Consider the following 16,638-nt stretch of genomic DNA (forward strand, 5'->3'; position numbering starts at 1 on the left):
GCAATCCTGCCAATGGCGAAACGCGCGCGACACGGCGCGAAGCGAAAGCGACCTATGCGCCGGATTCCCCCTTGACCGGTTGCAAACAGGGCCCTCACCGTCGCTGGCAATGGAAAAAAGGAACCATCCCATGTTTAGAAACGGCATTCTCCTCATCGTCCTGGGCACCGCCCTGTTCGCACTTCGCACCATCATGGCCCGTGGCGGCATCCCCGCTGAAAGCGCGACCATGTTCCAGGCCATGCTCTTCGGCGCGGTCGCCCTGGGCATCCTGGGCGCAGCCCTGGCTCTCTTTGCCTACTCCAAGCGCGAGTCCTGAGGGCCCGCGTCTAGAGCACGCCGATTTCCGCCAGGGCGACCGAAAGCTCTGGCGGCAACGCGCCTTCGGTGGCGCGCTCCGGATCCATGTCGATGGGCGCGTCCTCGGGCCGCAGATAGCGCCACCCCTGGAACGGTCGCTTGAGAGACGGGACGACCGGCACCAGCTCCGGGTCCAGCACGAAGGCACAGCGCAGGATGCCATCGTCGCCCAGTGCCTCGTCGAAGCGGAGCACTTTCTGGCGGCATTGGACCGCGCCCTTGATCACCCAAAAGATCGACCCTCCCGCCAACACCTCTTCGGCCCGTTTGGGCCACATCCGTGTGACGTGGCGTGGCAAACCGTCCTGATATCGGGCCCGAACCGTCCTCTGCCAATTGGCCAGGGTGTCGACAGATTCGGATCCGACGCTCAATTTGATGAGGTTCAGGGGCATGTGATGACTCTCCGGCGTTGAGGGTATATCTAGAGCCTCTGACCCGTCGCGCAACCAACCCTTGGGGGTTCTCCACAGATGTCTGACTTCGCCGCACCCATTGCCGAACAGATCTGGGACATGAAATACCGCCTGAAGGCGCAGGACGGGGCCGTCATCGACGCCACGATCGAGGCGACCTGGGACCGCATCGCCAAGGCCCTCGCCGCCCCCGAAGCGAACCCCGCCGAATGGGAGCCGCGATTCCGCGCCGCCCTCCAGGATTTCCGTTTCCTGCCCGCCGGGCGTATCGTCGCAGGGGCGGGCACGGGGCGCAGCGTCACGCTCTTCAACTGCTTCGTCATGGGCACCATCGAAGACAGCATGTCGGGCATCTTCGCTGCCCTGCGGGAAGCGGCCCTGACCCTTCAGCAGGGCGGCGGGATCGGCTATGACTTCTCGACCATCCGGCCCAGGGGCGCGGGGGTCAGCGGCGTGGCCGCCGATGCCTCGGGGCCCTTGTCGTTCATGGATGTGTGGGACGCGATGTGCCGCACGATCATGTCCGCCGGGTCGCGGCGCGGCGCGATGATGGCAACCCTGCGCTGCGACCACCCCGATATCGAGGAGTTCATCGCCGCCAAGCGCGACCCGGCCAGGCTGCGTATGTTCAACCTGTCCGTCCTGATCACCGACCCCTTCATGGAGGCCGTGGCGGCGAATGCCGATTGGCACCTCGTGTTCGGCGGCCAGACGCGGCGGACGATCCGGGCGCGCGACCTCTGGGATGCGATCATGCGGGCGACCTACGACTATGCCGAACCGGGCGTGATCTTCATCGACCGCATCAACGCGACCAACAACCTGGCCTATGCCGAGACCATCGCCGCCACGAACCCCTGCGGCGAACAACCCCTGCCGCCCTATGGCGCATGTCTTCTGGGGTCGGTCAACCTGGCGCAGCTGGTCGCCGATCCGTTCACCGACGACGCCACGCTCGACACCGATGCCCTGGCCGATCTGACGGCGACCGCCATCCGGATGATGGATAACGTCGTCGACGCCAGCCGCTTCCCGCTCGAGGCGCAGGCCGAGGAGGCCCGCGCGAAACGCCGCATCGGTCTGGGTGTCACGGGTCTGGCCGATGCGCTGGCCATGACCGGGCTGCGCTATGGCGCGCCCGAGGCGGCGGCGCAGACGGGCGAATGGCTGGAAGTGATGGCCAACGCCGCCTATGGCACCTCGGCCCGGCTGGCCGCCGAAAAGGGGGCGTTCCCGCTCTTTGATCGCGAGGCGATCCTCGCCGCGCCGATGGTCCAGCGCCTGTCCGATGTGACCCGCGCGGCCATCGCGGAACACGGGTTGCGCAACGCGCTCCTGACCTCCATCGCGCCGACCGGCACCATCAGCCTTCTGGCGGGCAACGTCAGTTCGGGGATCGAGCCGATCTTCGCGCAGGAATACACTCGCAAGGTCCTGCAACCCGACGGCAGCCGCACCGAGGAGGTGGTCCGCGATTTCGCCGTCTCCGAATGGCGGCGTCTGCACGGCGATGCCCCCCTGCCTGACGCCTTCGTGTCGGTCGCCGACCTCGCCCCCGAAGATCACGTTCGGATGCAGGCGGCGGCGCAGGAGTGGATCGACAGCTCCATCTCCAAGACGATCAACGTGCCCGAAGACATCGACTTCGATGCCTTCAAGGACGTCTATCTGTCGGCCTGGGCGCAGGGCTGCAAGGGCTGCACGACCTATCGCCCCAATGCGATCACCGGCAGCGTGCTGAGCACCGAAGACCGCCCCAGACCCGCCGAAACCGAGGCCAAGGTCGTGCAGCTCTTCGCGCCCCTCGACCGGCCCGCGACGCTGACCGGCGAGACCTACAAGATCAAATGGCCGCAGTCCGAACACGCCCTCTACATCACGATCAACGATCTGGAAGTGGACGGCCAGCGCCGCCCCTTCGAGATCTTCGTGAACTCGAAGAACATGGAGCATTTCGCCTGGACCGTCGCCCTGACGCGGATGATTTCGGCGGTGTTCCGGCGCGGCGGCGACGTGTCCTTCGTGGTCGAGGAGTTGAAGGCCGTCTTCGATCCGCGCGGCGGAGCCTGGGTGCAGGGCAAATACGTGCCGTCCATCCTTGCGGCCATCGGCGGCGTGATCGAGCGGCACATGGTCGCCACCGGCTTTCTTGCGGGCGAAGGTCTGGGGCTCAAGACCGACCCGGTCGATCCGCGCGACCAGACCGATGTCGCCGCCGTCACCCTGCCGGGCCCGACCTGTCCCAGTTGCGGCAGCTTCGACGTCCACATGGCCGAGGGCTGTGCCACCTGCGCCAACTGCGGCTTCTCGAAATGCGGCTGAGGGGCTGACCCCTCAGTCACGCAGCAACAGCAGCAGCGCCAGAACGGTCAATGCCACGCCGGCCAGCACGCCCAAGGGCGGGGCAGATGCCCCCAGGGCCATGTCCCAGACCGTCACCCAGGCGGGCACGAGGTAGGTATAGGCCATCACCTTCGACGCGGGCAGGCGCAGCGTAGCGAACTGCAACAGGGTGAAGGTCGCGGCCGAGGCGAAGACCGCCGTATAGACGACCGCCACCCAGACGCGCGGCGGCAGGTTGCCCCAATCGGTCGCCCCGATCGCGGGCGCGCCCACCACGACCAACACGGCTGTCCCCGCCACCAGCGTGCCGAAGGTGAAGACCAGCGCGCTTTCGCCCCGGTTCAGCCGTCGCACCAGCGGCGTATAGATCGCGTGGGCCACGCAGCCGACAAAGAAGATCCGCTCTCCGAGGCCAATGTCGAAGGCCAGCAGCGCCGCTATATCAGCGCGAAAGATGACCCAGAGCGCGCCCGTGGCCCCCAGGGCCAGCGCCCCCGCCACCCGCAGGCCCGTGCGTTGTCGCAACAGAAGCCAGCCGAAGCCCGCCGCCATGATCGGGGTCAGGGTGAAGACCGCCGCCGACGACACCGGGGCCGCCGTCTTCAGCCCCTCGAACATCAGGACGAAATAGATGGCGAAGATGCCGCCCAGAACCGCGTAGCGCCAGGGTGCGGCCAGCGCCGCCCGCGACCCCGCCCCGCGCCAGATCACGACGCCCCCGATCACGACCGAGGCCAGCGCGAACCGCACGGCGTTCAGGGCCAACGGCGCGATATCGTTGGCCGCCGCCGCGCCAAGCGGAAACGACCCGGCGACCAGCGCCGAGAACAGAAGCATCGCCAGATGCCCCTGACGGGTCGGCGTCAGGCTTCCTGCGCCGGCCAGCGTTTTGCCCATTCCTTCAGGAAGCTCAGACAGGTCTGGACCTTGGCCGTGCGGTGCAGATCAACGTGGGTCACCAGCCAGAGCTGGCTGTTCCACTCGGGGCGCGGCGCGAAGACCTGCACCACATCGTCGCGTCCGGCCTCGGCCCAGGTGGTCGAAAATCCGATGCCGATGCCCGCATGGATCGCCGGGGCGATCGCCGTCACCTGATTGACCTGAAACCCGATGTTCGCCGCCGGGACGTTGGCCTTGAGCCAGGCAAAGAATGGCGCGCGGGGCGTGTCGTCGGCCGATCCGATGAAGACATGGTTGCCGACATCCTCCAGGCTTTCGGGCATGCCGTGGCGCTCCACGTAATCCTTGGAAGCGTAAAGCGCGAACCCCTGATTATAGAACTTCTGCGCCACGTTGTCGGGTTGATCCGGGGGGGAGCCCGCGCGCACGGCCACATGCGCCTCGCCGTATTCCAGCCGGAACACCCGCTCGTCGGTCAGGAACTTGACCCGCAGATCGGGATGCTCCTCCCGGAAGGCGGCCAGTGCCGGGGACAGCAGCGGGGCCAGCACGGCAATGGAGGTGATGATCAACTCGCCCGTCACCTCGTTGCCGCGACCCTTGATGCGGTTGGCCAATTGCGCCAGCTGATCGTCGGTCGACTGCGCGACCTGCAACAGGTCGTTGCCCGCTTCGGTCGGCGTATAGCCCCGGGCATGTCGCTGAAACAGCTTGGTTTCCAGCTTCTGTTCCAGACTGTCGATGTGGCGGATCACCGTGGCATGATGCACGCCGAGGGCCTGGGCCGCGCCCGAAACCGTTCCCAGTCGGGCCACCTGAAACGCCGTCCGGACCTCGTCCCAATCATTGAATGCCATCTGTGCATTTCTCCACCAAACACCTGTCCTGTCGCTATCATCTGCGCGGCAGGCTTTCCAGTCCGCTATCGGAAATCGGCGCGCTTCCATCCCGCGGGGACGTCAAGGGTTTGGAATCTGCAATTGCGCACAGAGACTCTGAGATCTGGCTCAATTGCGTTCGCAAACGCAAAGGACACATTGGTTGGGCAACCCGTTCAAAGGACCGATCCCATGCCCCACATCCTCCGTATCGACACGTCCGCCAAACCCGAAGGCTCCGTCACCGCGTCCCTTCTCGACCAGATCGAGGCGAGGATCGGCAAGGCGACCAACCGCCGCGACCTTGGCCGCGCCGCCGTCCCGCAGATCGATGGAACCTGGGTCGGCTCGAATTTCACACCCAGTGACCAGCGGACCGAGGCGCAGAAGGCCGCATTGGCCCTGTCCGACGAACTGGTGGCCGAATTGCAGGCCGCCGATACGATCCTGATCGCCGTGCCGATCTACAACTTCACCGTTCCGGGCAGCCTCAAGGCCTGGATCGACCTGGTCTGCCGCGTCGGTGTCACGTTCAAATACACCGAAACGGGCCCCGTCGGCCTGCTGGAGGGCAAGCGCGCCATCGTGGCCGTCGCCTCGGGCGGCACGAAGGTCGGGTCGGAGATCGACTTCGCGACCCCCTACATGCGCCACATCCTCGGCTTCATCGGCATCACCGATGTGACCTTCATCGCCGCCGATCAGCTTGCGGTTCTTGGCGACGAATCGAAGACGCAGGCGGAGTCGCAGATCGAGACGCTTGCCGCCTGACATTGCACCGACCGATCGCGTCCGGTCACCGTGACGCGCTTGGTGCAAGGCCGGATTGCCGCGCCCGTCCCGGAGGCGCGGCAGGATAGATAAATGCTCAACTGTTCCGCCGGTCGCGCCGAGGCACCGGCGGGCAGGCTGCCCGCCCCGCCTCCGGATCGACGACCGGAGATCGGTGTCGACGATGTCCACGCGAGCGGAAAACTGTGGCCCGTCACGGGGCGCCAGGTTGGCCCGGCCTCTCTCTGAGGGCCTTGCGAACCGGACGCCCGGGGCGAAGGTTCTTTCGCGCCGATATCCATGTCGGTTTTGCCATCGCGCACCATCGTCCCGGTGGCCCTGTCCGAAGCGATGACCTTCCAGATGCGCCCGACGGCGTGGCGAAAATGCTTGAAAACGTCTGGCACATGGCCCGACATCGTCCGGTCGGTCGTCATGCCGCAACCCGTGGCAGGTGACCGCAACACGGCCCTGCACGTCCCCCCTCAGCTTGACCAAAGTTTCGTGACAAGGGTGCAACGGGCCGACACCGGCGAACCGGGCGACGTCTGACCGGGTCGGACGTCCCGTCCGCGAGGCAGACCGCCTTGACTCGGCGTCTCGCCCTGCGTATCCGCGTCGCAATTCCGGAAGCTCGGCCTTCCGGTCCCCGCCGGTGCGGGGATCGCCCTCCGTCAGCGCATCGCGCCCACGGGGGCGTTTGTGCATTTCGCCGCGCGACCCCACATCGGGGTCTCGCAACCCGAGGAGAGACGCGATGTTCGAGAGCCTGTCAGACCGCCTTGGCGGCGTCTTTGACCGCCTGACCAAACAGGGCGCCCTGTCCGAGGATGACGTCCGCACCGCCATGCGCGAGGTCCGCGTGGCCCTGCTCGAGGCGGATGTCTCGCTGGAAGTCGCGCGCGATTTCGTCAAGCGCGTCACCGCCAAGGCCACCGGCGCCGCCGTCACCAAGTCGATCACCCCGGGCCAGCAGGTCATCAAGATCGTCCACGACGAACTCCAGAACGTCCTGGCCGGGGAGGAAGGGCTGCCCCCCCTCAAGATCGACAACCCGCCGTCCCCCATCCTGATGGTCGGCCTTCAGGGGTCGGGCAAGACGACCACCACCGGCAAACTGGCCAAGCGCCTGACCGAGAAGGAGGGCAAGCGCGTCCTCATGGCGTCGCTCGACGTGAACCGCCCGGCCGCCATGGAACAGCTGGCGATCCTCGGCACCCAGATCGGCGTCGACACCCTGCCCATCGTTCCGGGCCAGCGTCCCGTCGACATCGCCAAGCGCGCCAAGACGCAGGCGGCCCTGGGTGGCTATGACGTCTACCTTCTTGACACCGCCGGTCGGCTCCAGATCGATCAGGTGCTGATGGACGAGGTGGCGCAGGTCCATGCCGCCGTCCAGCCGCGCGAGACGCTGCTGGTGGTCGACGGCCTGACCGGCCAGGTCGCCGTCGAGGTGGCGCAGGAATTCGACGCCAAGGTCGGTGTGACCGGTGTGGTGCTCACCCGGATGGACGGCGACGGACGCGGCGGTGCCGCCCTGTCCATGCGCGCCGTCACCGGCAAGCCCATCCGCTTCGTCGGCATGGGCGAAAAGATGGACGCCCTCGAAACCTTCGAGCCGAGCCGCATCGCCGGCCGCATCCTCGGCATGGGCGACATCGTCAGCCTGGTCGAGAAGGCCCAGGAAGTCATGGAGGTCGAGGCCCAGGAGCGCATGATGAAGCGCTTCCAGAAGGGGCTCTTCAACATGAACGACCTCAAGGCTCAGCTGCAGCAGATGCAGAAGATGGGCGGCATGGAAGGGATGATGGGCATGATGCCCGGCATGGGCAAGATGAAGAAGGCCATCGACGGCGCGGGTCTGGATGACAGCATCCTCAAGCGTCAGATCGCCCTCATCGACTCCATGACCAAGAAGGAACGCGCCAACCCCGCACTCTTGCAGGCCAGCCGCAAGAAACGCATCGCCAAGGGCGCGGGCCTCGAGGTCAGCGAATTGAACCAGCTTCTCAAGATGCAGCGCCAGATGGGCGACATGATGAAGAAGATGGGCAAGGGCGGCATGCTGAAGAAGGCGATGTCGATGATGGGCGGCAAGGGCGGCCTGCCCGACCCGTCCAAGATGGACCCCGCCGAACTGGAGGCCGCGTCGCGCCAACTCGGCTCGATGAAAGGCCTGCCGGGCATGCCCGGCATGGGCGGCGGCCTGCCCGGTCTGGGTGGTCTCGGCGGCTTCGGCAAGAAGAAGTGACCGGAACCGACTTCCATATCCCCACGCTCACGACCGAGCGTCTGACCCTGCGCGCCCCCCGGCTCGCGGATTTCGACGCATTCGCCGATTTCCGCGCCAGCACGCAGATGGCCCACCTGGGCGGCCCCGTCGACCGCACAACGGCCTGGGGGCAGTTCACCGCATTGGCGGGGCAGTGGGCGCTGCGCGGCTATGGCCGCTGGATCGTGGCCGACCGGGCCGATGACGCGCCGCTTGGCGTGGTGGGCATCTTCCATCCCGACGACTGGCCCGAACCCGAAATCGGCTGGTCCGTCTTTGCCCAGGCCGAAGGTCGCGGCATCGCGCAGGAAGCCGCCCGCGCCACCCGCGCCTTTGCCTACGACACCCTGGGCTGGTCGACGATCATCAGCCTGGTTTCCAACGCGAACAGCCGGTCCATCGCCCTGGCCGAACGCCTCGACTGCCGCCCGGACGGGACCTTCTCCCACGCCATGTACGGCGACATGACGATCTGGCGGCACCCCGCCCCGGAGGCCGCATGACCGCGTCCGTCTTCTTCTCGGCAGAAATATCCCGGGGGTCCGGGGGCAGAGCCCCCGGCGTCCGCCACACGCGGACCATCGCCCCATGATCGCGCCCCGCACCATCCCCGTGGCCCCCGCCGCCGCCGCCCGTGCCGCCGCACTGGAGGCCGCCGTGCCCGTGCTGCAGACGCCCCGCGCGGTCCTGCGCGCGCCGCGCCTGACCGACTACGACGCGCTCCATTCCATCACCGGCAGCGCGCGCGCCGAATTCGAGGGCGGCCCCTCGACCGAAGCCGAAAGCTGGTCCGATTTTTGCGGCATGACGGCCACCTGGCTTCTGCGCGGCCACGGCATGTGGACGATGGAGGCCGGGGGCCATGTGGCGGGATTCATCCTGATCGGCACCGAACCGGGCGACCGTGAACACGAATTGGGCTGGCTGCTCTGCGCCCCGTTCGAAGGCATGGGCCTGGCCCACGAAGGCGCCCGCGCCGCCCGCGACTTCGCCCGCGAGACGCTCGCCCTGCCCTCCTTGGTCAGCTACATCGCCCCCGGCAACGCCCGGTCCGAACGTCTGGCCCGCCGCCTTGGCGCGCGTCCGGACGGCACGCTGCTGGACGGTCAGATCACTGTCTGGCGCCATTGGGGGACGACCGCATGATCACCTGCACCGTCCACTACGAACTCGACCCCGACAAGCTCGCCGAATTCGAGATTTACGCCAAGGCCTGGATCCATCTGGTGACTCGTCTCGGCGGAACCCACCACGGCTATTTCATGCCGCACGAAGGGGCCAACGACCGCGCCTCCTGCCACTTCTCCTTCGCGTCGCTGGCCGCTTACGAAGACTACCGCGCCCGCATGGACGCCGACCCGGAATGCCAGCGCGTCTATGCCTTCGCGCGCGACACCGGCTGCATCCGCCGCTACGACCGCACCTTCGAGCGTCCGCTCCTGCAAGGCGCCTCCCCTGAGGAACTTGGCCTGTGACCGTCCCGACCCTGACGACCGCGCGGCTCACCCTGCGCCTGCCCGAACTTCGGGACCACGCGGCCTATGCCGCCTTCTATGCCTCGCCCCGGTCCGAGATCATCGGCGGCCCGCTGGACGAGACGCGCGCCTGGAAGGTGCTGTCCAACGATGTCGGCCATTGGCACCTGCGCGGCTTCGGCTGGTGGGCACTGGACGACGGCAACGGCTGCATCGGAACCTGCGGCTTTCATCTGCCCGCCGGGCGTCGCGATGTGGAACTGGGCTGGTCGCTGTTTTCCGCCACGGGTCGGGGCTTTGCCACCGAAGCCGCCCGCGCGGCCCTCGCCTGGGCCGGGGCGCGCTGGTCGCGCGTGGTCAGCAACATCGACCCGCGCAACGACGCGTCCGAGCGGGTTGCCGACCGTCTGGGGGCCGTCGATACGGGCGAACACGCTGCCCACGCCCCCGAATGCAAGGTCTGGTTGCACCGCGAGGCCGCCGCATGACCCGCGCCGCGATCCCCGTTCTCAACACCCGGCGCCTGGTCCTGCGGGGCCCCGAGCCGGGAGATTATCCCAACTTCAAGGCGACCTTCGCCAGCTATCGCTCGCGCTTCATGGGCGGCCCGCTCAACACCTACGAGGCGTGGATGCTCTATGCCGCCGAGATCGGACATTGGGACATTCGCGGCTTTGGCATGTGGATGATCCATGACCGCGTGACCGACGCGACCCTGGGCATGGCCGGGGGCTGGCAACCGGCCGGCTGGCCCGAGCGCGAACTCGCCTGGATCATCTGGCCCGCCGCCGCAGGTCAGGGCTATGCGCTCGAGGCGACGGATGCCGTGCGCCGCCATCTCTATGGTCAGGGCTGGACCACAGCGGTCAGCTATGTGGACCCCAAGCACCTCGACTCGATCCGCCTGTGCGAACGCCTGGGCGCGCGGCGCGACCCGGAGGCGGCGACGGTCGACGGCAACGACGTCGTCTATCGCCATCCCGCGCCCGCCGCCCTGGTCGACACGCAGCTGGCCTACGGCATCGCCCGCGAGATCGCGCATTATGCCGACCCGAAACTCCGGCCCGAGGGGATGCCCGTTGACTGACCTGACACCCACCAGCCACGCCGCCGCCTTCGCGTCCGACGCATATCCGACGTGCATCCGACGTGGATCATACCTCGATTTCCCCCAGTCCCGGAGGGCCTCATGACCGATTCCGCCGCCCGCGCCGCCACGCTTCTCAAGGAGCATCGCGCCAGCATCGACCGCCTCGATGCCGTGATGGTCTACACCCTCGCCGAACGCTTCGCCCATACCCAGGCCGTCGGCAGGCTCAAGGCAGAACACGCCCTTCCGCCGTCGGACCCCGACCGCGAAGGCCAACAGATCGCGCGGCTTGAAAAGCTCGCCGTAGAAGCCGGACTCGACCCCGACTTCGCCAAGAAATTCCTCGGTTTCGTGATCGAGGAAGTCATCCGTCATCACCGGACTCATCAATCGTAAGATACGCCAAACAAAGGAAAATACACCATGGCTATGAAAATTCGTCTCGCCCGCGGCGGCTCCAAGAAGCGCCCGCATTACGCGATCGTCGCCGCCGACAGCCGCATGGCCCGCGACGGCCGCTTCATCGAGAAGCTGGGCACCTACAACCCGCTCCTGCCCAAGGACTCCGAGGATCGCGTCAAGATGAACATGGAGCGCGTCCAGTACTGGCTCGACAAGGGTGCACAGCCGACCGACCGCGTGTCGCGCTTCCTCGAGACCGCCGGCGTCCTGCCCAAGAAAGAGCGCGCCAACCTCAAGAAGGGCGAGCCGGGCAAAGCCGCCCAGGACCGCGCCAAGGAAAAGGCCGAGAAAGCCGCCGCCGCCGAAGAAGCCGCCAACGCCCCGGCCGAGGAAGCTGCTCCGGCAGAAGAGGCCGCAGCCGAAGAAACCGCTTCGGAATAAGGGTTTGGACGGCGGCCCCCCGTGGGTCGCCGTCTTGCCACCATGGCGCATCTCACCATCGCTGCCCTTGCCATTGGCCTTCTTGTCGCCGTGCTGGCCGTGGTGTTCATCATTCAGTCGGAACGACCCGGGCTGCGCCGGATCGGTCTGGGCCTGTTGGCCGCGCTCGTCCTGCTTGCCTCTGTCATCGGAGCCCTGTCATGAAAGACCACGTCTGCCTCGGCGCCGTCATGGGCAGCTACGGCGTCAAGGGCGAAGCCCGCGTCAAGAGCTTCTGCGCCGATCCCGCCTCCATCGGCGACTACGGCGCGCTGACCGACGACACGGGCCGACAGTACAAGGTGACCGTCCTGCGCCCCATCAAGGGCGGCTATGCCGTCCGCATGTCCGGCGTCCCCCACAAGGAGGCCGCCGATGCCCTGCGCGGCCGACGCCTCTGGGCCCCCCGCACGGCCCTGCCAGACCTCGCGGACGACGAATACTACCATTCCGACCTGATCGGTCTGACGGCGGTTGATACGGGCGGCGTCGATCTGGGCCGCATCCATGCCGTCCACGACCATGGCGCGGGCGACCTGCTGGAGGTGCGGGCGCAAGGCGGTGCCTCCGTTCTGGTCCCCTTCACACGCGCCATCGTTCCGACGGTCGACCTGCAAGCCCGGCGTGTCGTGATCGACCCGCCCGCCGGATTGTTTTCGGACGAAGGCGACCCCGAGACTTGAAACGTCAGCCGCGACTTCCGATGCTTGAGGTATGGAAACCGCACGCCGTCTGAACCTTGTCGTGACCCTGTTCGGGTCGATCCTCTTCGCTGCCATGCTGCTCTGGGTGCAATATGCCCCCGGCGATCTGGCGACCCGGGTCGGCGATTTCGTCGCGGCGGATGTGGCGGAGAAGACCCGTGACCGTTTGACCGAACTTGCCGCTGGCGACGAAGGCACTCTGACCGAACGCCTGTTGGCCAGCGGGGCGGAACGGGCGCTGGACCGGGCCGACGATGCCGAAGCCGCCCTGCGCGACCGTCTGGTTCCCTGGGTCGGCAAGGTGGTGGGCGGCGATTGCGACGATTGCGCCGTCACCGAAGGCTTGCCCCGCGTTCTGGCGCCCTTGCTGGACAAGGCGGAGCCTTGGGTGAAAGAGAAATTCGAAGAGCGCAGGGACGGCCTTTTGTGGTCGCTGACGATCTTCGCGGCGACGAACCTCGCCCTCTTTGCCGCCGCCCTTGGCCTGTCGGCCTTCAAGGGGCGGGCGGCCAAGCACCTGCTGCTGGTGTCGGGGTTGATGACGCTGACCGTCCTTCTGGCGGCAAGCTGGTACGTCGCGGGTCAGGATTGGTTGCTGATCCTGCTGACCGGGGACTTCGTCGGCTATGGCTACAGCATCTTTGCCGGGGTCATCTTCCTGTTCCTGTTCGATATCGCCTTCCTGCATGGCAGCATAACGGGTGGGATCATAAACACGATCTGCGAAAGCCTGAACATCACTGCCAGCGTCTCTCCCTGCTGACGGCCCTTCCCCGCCCCGTGCCGGCGCGGTAAGGGCCGGGCATGACCGATACGCCCTCCCGTTCCCTTGGTATGAAAACCATCCGCGCCTCGGGGCAGCCCCGCGACCTGATGGCCGAGAGGTCCCGTGTCGGTGCGTGGCAGGCGCGGGTGGTCACCTTGTTCCCCGAGGCTTTCCCGGGCGTTCTGGGGCACAGCCTGACGGGCACAGCACTCAAGGACGGGCTTTGGGAGCTGGCGGCGACGGACCTGCGCCGCTTCGGGCTGACCAAGCACCGTAGCGTCGATGACACGCCCGCCGGTGGCGGCGCGGGCCTTGTGCTGCGCGCCGATGTCGTGGGCCCGGCGCTGGAGGCGGCGCGCGGCCCCGGCCCGATGATCTATCTCAGCCCCCGCGGCACGCCCTTCACTCAGGCCATGGCCCGCGAACTGGTCGCCGGGCCCGGCGTCACCCTTCTTTGCGGGCGGTTCGAGGGGGTCGATCAGCGCGTCCTCGACCACTACGCGATGACCGAGGTGTCGATGGGTGACTACGTCCTGACCGGGGGCGAGATCGCGGCCCAGGCCCTGCTCGATGCGACGGTCCGCCTGTTGCCGGGGGTCCTCGGAAACATGGCCTCGACCGAAGAGGAAAGCTTCTCGGACGGGCTGCTGGAGCATCCGCAATTCACCAAGCCCGCCGAATGGCAGGGTCGCCCCATCCCCGAGGTTCTGCTGTCGGGAAACCACGGCAAGGTGGCCGCCTGGCGGCGCGAACAGGCCGAGGCGCTGACCCGCGAGCGGCGCCCCGATCTCTGGGCCGCGTACCGCGACCCGACGGCCCGCTGAAATCCCCGCGCGCTTTGGCGCGGGATCGGCCCCTGGCCCCTTGCGCAAAGGGCGGTCCCGATGTAATCGCCCCCCACGATGTACCGCCCCGGCCCGCCGGGGCGCTCTGCATTGGCCGGACCCGTTCGGGCCGCAAAACAAAGAAAAGCCGCGCCGCAAAGGTGCAGGACATCATCCGCGGGCAAACCGCGTCGTATCATAGGAGGGTCCGATGGACCTGATCGCACAGATCGAGGCGGAACAAGTCGCCGCTCTCGGCAACAACATTCCCGACTTCAAGGCCGGCGACACGATTCGCGTCGGCTTCAAGGTCACCGAAGGAACCCGCACCCGGGTTCAGAACTACGAAGGCGTCTGCATCAGCCGCAAGCACGGGTCCGGCATCGCCGGGTCGTTCACGGTCCGCAAGATTTCCTTCGGCGAGGGCGTGGAGCGTGTGTTCCCCCTCCACTCGACCAACATCGACAACATCGAGGTTGTGCGTCGCGGTCGCGTTCGCCGCTCGAAGCTGTATTATCTGCGCACGCGTCGCGGCAAGTCGGCCCGGATCGTCGAGCAGACCAACTACCGCGCCCCCAAGGCCTGAGGAGAGACCCGATGAAAAAGGATCTGCATCCCGAATACCACCTCATCGACGTCAAGTTGGTCGATGGCACCGTGGTCCAGATGAAATCGACCTGGGGCAAGGAAGGCGATCAGATGTCGCTCGACATCGACCCCTCGGTCCACCCGGCCTGGAACGGCGGCACCTCGCGCCTGATGGACACCGGCGGCCGCGTGTCGAAGTTCAAGAACAAGTACGCGGGCCTCGGCTTCTGATCGACGCCCCGTCTTGTCCGGATGCGCCGCCCTTCGGGGCGGCGTTTTCGTTTGCGGGATGGGCAAACGCGCCCTTTTTGCCAAACCTTCGCGGTTTCACGCGCCAAGCGATTCGCATCGCCTAGGCAAGACCCTGCCGAAGCGATAAGACCAAAAGAAAACGCAGGGGCCGGAACATGGCGCATATCATCGTTTTCGGAAACGAAAAGGGGGGCTCGGGCAAGTCGACCTCCTGCATGCACACGGCGACGGCGCTGGTGCGGGCCGGGCAACGTGTCGGCGCGCTGGACCTCGACCTTCGGCAGCGGACGTTCACGCGATACCTCGAAAACCGTGCCGAATACGGCGCGCGCCACGGCGTGCAATTGCCCAGCCCCGACGTCATGGGCTTGCCCAAGGTCGACCGCGCGGACCTGGCCGAGGGCGAGAACCCGTTCGACAAATCGCTGAGCCTGGCGGTCGCCAAGCTGGAAGAAACCAGCGATTACATCATCATCGACTGCCCCGGCAGCCACACGCGGCTCAGTCAGGTCGCCCACAGCCTGGCCGACACCCTGGTCACGCCGCTCAACGACAGTTTCGTCGATTTTGACCTTCTGGCCCGGATCGACCCCGACTCCTCCAAGATCCTTGGGCCCTCGGTCTATTCCGAGATGGTCTGGCATGCCCGCCAGCTGCGCGCCAAGGCGGGGCTGAAGCCGATCGATTGGATCGTCCTGCGCAACCGACTCGGGGCGCAGGAGATGCACAACAAGCGCAAGATGGGGCAGGCGCTCGAGGATCTGGCCAAGCGGATCGGCTTCCGCGTGGCGCCCGGCTTCACGGAACGCGTTATTTTTCGCGAACTCTTTCCGCGCGGGATGACGCTTTTGGACCTCAAGGACATCGGCGTTGCCAATCTGAACCTGTCGAATGTCGCCGCACGCCAAGAAGTTCGCGACCTGATCAAGGCGTTGAACCTTCCCGGCGTGGATGTCGTTTTCTAACTTCCTGCGTCGCAATAGCTGGTTGACCTCCCTCGCGGGCCTTGCGACGCTATGGATAGCCCGCGCATCAACGCGCAGCTAATGTGAGCCGTCCGCAAAGAACGGCCCCGGAGCCCCACCACGGCGCCGGTCACGATCCACGACAGGGAGAAGTGGAAAAATGAAGAAGTTTCTGATTACGACGGCCTTCGCCGCCGCATCGGCGACCGCGATGTTCGCGGGTGCCGCACAGGCAGACGGCCACGCCGCCTGCGGTGAGATCACGATCACCGAAATGAACTGGGCCTCGGCCGCAGTTGTCACCAGCGTCGCCTCGTTCCTGATGGAGCAGGGCTATGGCTGCGACGTCACCAAGGTGCCGTCCTCGACCACGCCGTCGCTGGCTTCCGTCTCCGAGACGGGCAAGCCCGACATCGTCACCGAGCTGTGGATCAACGGCACCCCCGCCTACAAGGAATTGTCCGAGGCGGGCACGATCACGACCCTGACCGACGTCCTGCTGCCCGGCGGCGTCGAGGGTTGGTGGATCCCCACCTACCTCGCCGAAGCCCACCCCGAGCTGACAACGTTGGAAGGCCTTCTGGCCAACCCCGACCTGGTCGGCGGTCGCTTCCACCAGTGTCCCGAAGGCTGGGGCTGCAAGAACACGAACGCGGGCATCATCCGGGCGCTTGACCTGGAAGGCGCGGGATTCGAGATCTTCCAGCACGGCTCGGGCGAGACGATGGCAACCTCGATCGCATCCGCCGTCGAGAACCAGGAGCCCTGGCTCGGCTACTACTGGGGGCCGACCAGCGTTCTGGGCAAGTACGACATGACCATGGTCGACCTCGGCGAGTACAACGAGGAAGCCCACACCTGCAACTCGGATCCCGATTGCGAAGACGTGGGCATGTCGTCCTATCCGGTCGGTCCCGTGAAGACGGTCGTCACGACCAGCTTTGCCACGGATCACCCCGACCTGGCCGAGCTGATGACCAACCTCACCTTCACCAACGATCAGATGAACACCATCCTCGCCTGGCAGGAAGCGAACAACGCCTCGCCGGACGAGACGGCGGTCTACTTCCTGACGAACTATTCGGACGTCTGGTCCGGTTGGGTGAACGATGCGGCCCGCGAAAAGCTGGCCGGTCTGATCAAGTGATCTGA

23 protein-coding genes are annotated in these 16,638 nt (G+C 66.6%); 20 read left to right on the forward strand and 3 right to left on the reverse strand.

Annotated features, from left to right (window positions below; all coding sequences use genetic code 11):
- Nucleotides 1-130 precede the first annotated feature (130 nt).
- Nucleotides 131-319, forward strand: coding sequence for a hypothetical protein (locus BM002_RS12300; protein ID WP_092781350.1), 189 nt, complete (start codon nt 131-133; stop codon nt 317-319).
- Nucleotides 320-329: 10 nt separating this feature from the next.
- Here the strand turns inward: BM002_RS12300 and BM002_RS12305 are convergent, their stop codons facing one another.
- Nucleotides 330-755: a DUF1489 family protein gene (locus tag BM002_RS12305; RefSeq protein WP_092781353.1), complete on the reverse strand. Its 426-nt coding sequence runs from the start codon at nt 753-755 to the stop codon at nt 330-332.
- 78 nt (nt 756-833) lie between these two features.
- On the opposite strand from BM002_RS12305, the gene BM002_RS12310 reads away from it, so the two are divergent.
- Complete coding sequence (locus BM002_RS12310; protein ID WP_092781356.1) at nt 834-3,098, forward strand: adenosylcobalamin-dependent ribonucleoside-diphosphate reductase; 2,265 nt, start codon at nt 834-836, stop codon at nt 3,096-3,098.
- Between the two features lie 12 nt (nt 3,099-3,110).
- On the opposite strand, the gene BM002_RS12315 is transcribed toward BM002_RS12310, so the two are convergent.
- Nucleotides 3,111-4,016, reverse strand: coding sequence for a DMT family transporter (locus BM002_RS12315; protein WP_092781359.1), 906 nt, complete (start codon nt 4,014-4,016; stop codon nt 3,111-3,113).
- Nucleotides 3,983-4,876: a LysR family transcriptional regulator gene (locus tag BM002_RS12320; protein WP_092781362.1), complete on the reverse strand. Its 894-nt coding sequence runs from the start codon at nt 4,874-4,876 to the stop codon at nt 3,983-3,985. Before BM002_RS12320 ends, BM002_RS12315 begins: the two co-directional genes overlap by 34 nt.
- A 213-nt stretch (nt 4,877-5,089) precedes the next feature.
- Between BM002_RS12320 and BM002_RS12325 the strand changes: the two genes are divergently transcribed.
- The 18 genes from BM002_RS12325 to BM002_RS12405 all read left to right on the forward strand — a co-directional run bounded on the left by BM002_RS12325 (nt 5,090) and on the right by BM002_RS12405 (nt 16,633).
- On the forward strand, nt 5,090-5,668 hold the full coding sequence (locus BM002_RS12325) for an FMN-dependent NADH-azoreductase (RefSeq protein WP_092781366.1): 579 nt from the start codon (nt 5,090-5,092) through the stop codon (nt 5,666-5,668).
- Nucleotides 5,669-5,968: 300 nt separating this feature from the next.
- On the forward strand, nt 5,969-6,220 hold the full coding sequence (locus BM002_RS12330) for a hypothetical protein (protein WP_092781369.1): 252 nt from the start codon (nt 5,969-5,971) through the stop codon (nt 6,218-6,220).
- A gap of 205 nt (nt 6,221-6,425) precedes the next feature.
- Nucleotides 6,426-7,919 (forward strand): signal recognition particle protein, encoded by a 1,494-nt coding sequence (gene ffh, locus BM002_RS12335; protein ID WP_092781372.1) that lies wholly within the window; start codon nt 6,426-6,428, stop codon nt 7,917-7,919.
- The gene (locus tag BM002_RS12340) at nt 7,916-8,443 is read left to right on the forward strand and encodes a GNAT family N-acetyltransferase (protein WP_092781375.1); all 528 of its coding nucleotides are present in this window, start codon (nt 7,916-7,918) and stop codon (nt 8,441-8,443) included. Before ffh ends, BM002_RS12340 begins: the two co-directional genes overlap by 4 nt.
- Nucleotides 8,444-8,528: 85 nt before the next feature.
- A complete protein-coding gene (locus BM002_RS12345; RefSeq protein WP_092781378.1) occupies nt 8,529-9,086 on the forward strand; it encodes a GNAT family N-acetyltransferase in 558 nt (185 codons plus the stop codon).
- A complete protein-coding gene (locus BM002_RS12350; protein WP_092781381.1) occupies nt 9,083-9,415 on the forward strand; it encodes an NIPSNAP family protein in 333 nt (110 codons plus the stop codon). Before BM002_RS12345 ends, BM002_RS12350 begins: the two co-directional genes overlap by 4 nt.
- Nucleotides 9,412-9,903, forward strand: coding sequence for a GNAT family N-acetyltransferase (locus BM002_RS12355; RefSeq protein ID WP_092781384.1), 492 nt, complete (start codon nt 9,412-9,414; stop codon nt 9,901-9,903). The genes BM002_RS12350 and BM002_RS12355 overlap by 4 nt, the downstream gene beginning before the upstream one ends.
- Nucleotides 9,900-10,502, forward strand: coding sequence for a GNAT family N-acetyltransferase (locus BM002_RS12360; protein WP_092781387.1), 603 nt, complete (start codon nt 9,900-9,902; stop codon nt 10,500-10,502). The genes BM002_RS12355 and BM002_RS12360 overlap by 4 nt, the downstream gene beginning before the upstream one ends.
- Nucleotides 10,503-10,604: 102 nt before the next feature.
- Nucleotides 10,605-10,901, forward strand: a complete 297-nt coding sequence (locus tag BM002_RS12365) for a chorismate mutase (protein ID WP_092781390.1) — start codon at nt 10,605-10,607, stop codon at nt 10,899-10,901.
- 27 nt (nt 10,902-10,928) lie between these two features.
- Nucleotides 10,929-11,348, forward strand: a complete 420-nt coding sequence (gene rpsP, locus BM002_RS12370) for a 30S ribosomal protein S16 (RefSeq protein ID WP_092781393.1) — start codon at nt 10,929-10,931, stop codon at nt 11,346-11,348.
- 21 nt (nt 11,349-11,369) lie between these two features.
- A complete protein-coding gene (locus BM002_RS19135; RefSeq protein ID WP_139212362.1) occupies nt 11,370-11,552 on the forward strand; it encodes a hypothetical protein in 183 nt (60 codons plus the stop codon).
- On the forward strand, nt 11,549-12,070 hold the full coding sequence (gene rimM / locus BM002_RS12375; protein ID WP_092781396.1) for a ribosome maturation factor RimM: 522 nt from the start codon (nt 11,549-11,551) through the stop codon (nt 12,068-12,070). Before BM002_RS19135 ends, rimM begins: the two co-directional genes overlap by 4 nt.
- A gap of 31 nt (nt 12,071-12,101) precedes the next feature.
- Nucleotides 12,102-12,854 (forward strand): hypothetical protein, encoded by a 753-nt coding sequence (locus BM002_RS12380; protein WP_092781399.1) that lies wholly within the window; start codon nt 12,102-12,104, stop codon nt 12,852-12,854.
- 41 nt (nt 12,855-12,895) lie between these two features.
- Nucleotides 12,896-13,681 (forward strand): tRNA (guanosine(37)-N1)-methyltransferase TrmD, encoded by a 786-nt coding sequence (gene trmD, locus BM002_RS12385; RefSeq protein ID WP_092781402.1) that lies wholly within the window; start codon nt 12,896-12,898, stop codon nt 13,679-13,681.
- Nucleotides 13,682-13,892: 211 nt separating this feature from the next.
- On the forward strand, nt 13,893-14,267 hold the full coding sequence (gene rplS / locus BM002_RS12390; RefSeq protein ID WP_092781405.1) for a 50S ribosomal protein L19: 375 nt from the start codon (nt 13,893-13,895) through the stop codon (nt 14,265-14,267).
- A gap of 11 nt (nt 14,268-14,278) precedes the next feature.
- Complete coding sequence (gene rpmE, locus BM002_RS12395) at nt 14,279-14,500, forward strand: 50S ribosomal protein L31 (protein ID WP_092781408.1); 222 nt, start codon at nt 14,279-14,281, stop codon at nt 14,498-14,500.
- A 176-nt stretch (nt 14,501-14,676) separates the two neighbouring features.
- Entirely contained in the window at nt 14,677-15,486 is an 810-nt protein-coding gene (locus tag BM002_RS12400) for a division plane positioning ATPase MipZ (RefSeq protein ID WP_092781411.1), read from the forward strand.
- Between the two features lie 160 nt (nt 15,487-15,646).
- A complete protein-coding gene (locus BM002_RS12405) occupies nt 15,647-16,633 on the forward strand; it encodes an ABC transporter substrate-binding protein (protein ID WP_092781414.1) in 987 nt (328 codons plus the stop codon).
- Nucleotides 16,634-16,638: the final 5 nt, after the last annotated feature.

Origin of the sequence: Jannaschia pohangensis (assembly GCF_900113875.1) — a bacterium.
Lineage (GTDB): Bacteria > Pseudomonadota > Alphaproteobacteria > Rhodobacterales > Rhodobacteraceae > Jannaschia > Jannaschia pohangensis.

What these genes read in the sequence shown, in the direction of transcription:
- BM002_RS12330 (WP_092781369.1), top strand. Translation starts at nt 5,969, where the DNA reads ATGTCGGTTTTGCCATCGCGCACCATCGTCCCGGTGGCCCTGTCCGAA.
- BM002_RS12350 (WP_092781381.1), top strand. Translation starts at nt 9,083, where the DNA reads ATGATCACCTGCACCGTCCACTACGAACTCGACCCCGACAAGCTCGCC.
- BM002_RS12310 (WP_092781356.1), top strand. Translation starts at nt 834, where the DNA reads ATGTCTGACTTCGCCGCACCCATTGCCGAACAGATCTGGGACATGAAA.
- BM002_RS12405 (WP_092781414.1), top strand. Translation starts at nt 15,647, where the DNA reads ATGAAGAAGTTTCTGATTACGACGGCCTTCGCCGCCGCATCGGCGACC.
- rimM (WP_092781396.1), top strand. Translation starts at nt 11,549, where the DNA reads ATGAAAGACCACGTCTGCCTCGGCGCCGTCATGGGCAGCTACGGCGTC.
- BM002_RS12305 (WP_092781353.1), bottom strand. Translation starts at nt 755, where the DNA reads ATGCCCCTGAACCTCATCAAATTGAGCGTCGGATCCGAATCTGTCGAC.
- trmD (WP_092781402.1), top strand. Translation starts at nt 12,896, where the DNA reads ATGACCGATACGCCCTCCCGTTCCCTTGGTATGAAAACCATCCGCGCC.
- BM002_RS12345 (WP_092781378.1), top strand. Translation starts at nt 8,529, where the DNA reads ATGATCGCGCCCCGCACCATCCCCGTGGCCCCCGCCGCCGCCGCCCGT.
- rpmE (WP_092781408.1), top strand. Translation starts at nt 14,279, where the DNA reads ATGAAAAAGGATCTGCATCCCGAATACCACCTCATCGACGTCAAGTTG.
- BM002_RS12320 (WP_092781362.1), bottom strand. Translation starts at nt 4,876, where the DNA reads ATGGCATTCAATGATTGGGACGAGGTCCGGACGGCGTTTCAGGTGGCC.
- BM002_RS12380 (WP_092781399.1), top strand. Translation starts at nt 12,102, where the DNA reads ATGGAAACCGCACGCCGTCTGAACCTTGTCGTGACCCTGTTCGGGTCG.
- BM002_RS12300 (WP_092781350.1), top strand. Translation starts at nt 131, where the DNA reads ATGTTTAGAAACGGCATTCTCCTCATCGTCCTGGGCACCGCCCTGTTC.
- BM002_RS12365 (WP_092781390.1), top strand. Translation starts at nt 10,605, where the DNA reads ATGACCGATTCCGCCGCCCGCGCCGCCACGCTTCTCAAGGAGCATCGC.
- rplS (WP_092781405.1), top strand. Translation starts at nt 13,893, where the DNA reads ATGGACCTGATCGCACAGATCGAGGCGGAACAAGTCGCCGCTCTCGGC.
- BM002_RS12315 (WP_092781359.1), bottom strand. Translation starts at nt 4,016, where the DNA reads ATGGGCAAAACGCTGGCCGGCGCAGGAAGCCTGACGCCGACCCGTCAG.
- BM002_RS12400 (WP_092781411.1), top strand. Translation starts at nt 14,677, where the DNA reads ATGGCGCATATCATCGTTTTCGGAAACGAAAAGGGGGGCTCGGGCAAG.
- ffh (WP_092781372.1), top strand. Translation starts at nt 6,426, where the DNA reads ATGTTCGAGAGCCTGTCAGACCGCCTTGGCGGCGTCTTTGACCGCCTG.
- BM002_RS12325 (WP_092781366.1), top strand. Translation starts at nt 5,090, where the DNA reads ATGCCCCACATCCTCCGTATCGACACGTCCGCCAAACCCGAAGGCTCC.
- rpsP (WP_092781393.1), top strand. Translation starts at nt 10,929, where the DNA reads ATGGCTATGAAAATTCGTCTCGCCCGCGGCGGCTCCAAGAAGCGCCCG.
- BM002_RS12360 (WP_092781387.1), top strand. Translation starts at nt 9,900, where the DNA reads ATGACCCGCGCCGCGATCCCCGTTCTCAACACCCGGCGCCTGGTCCTG.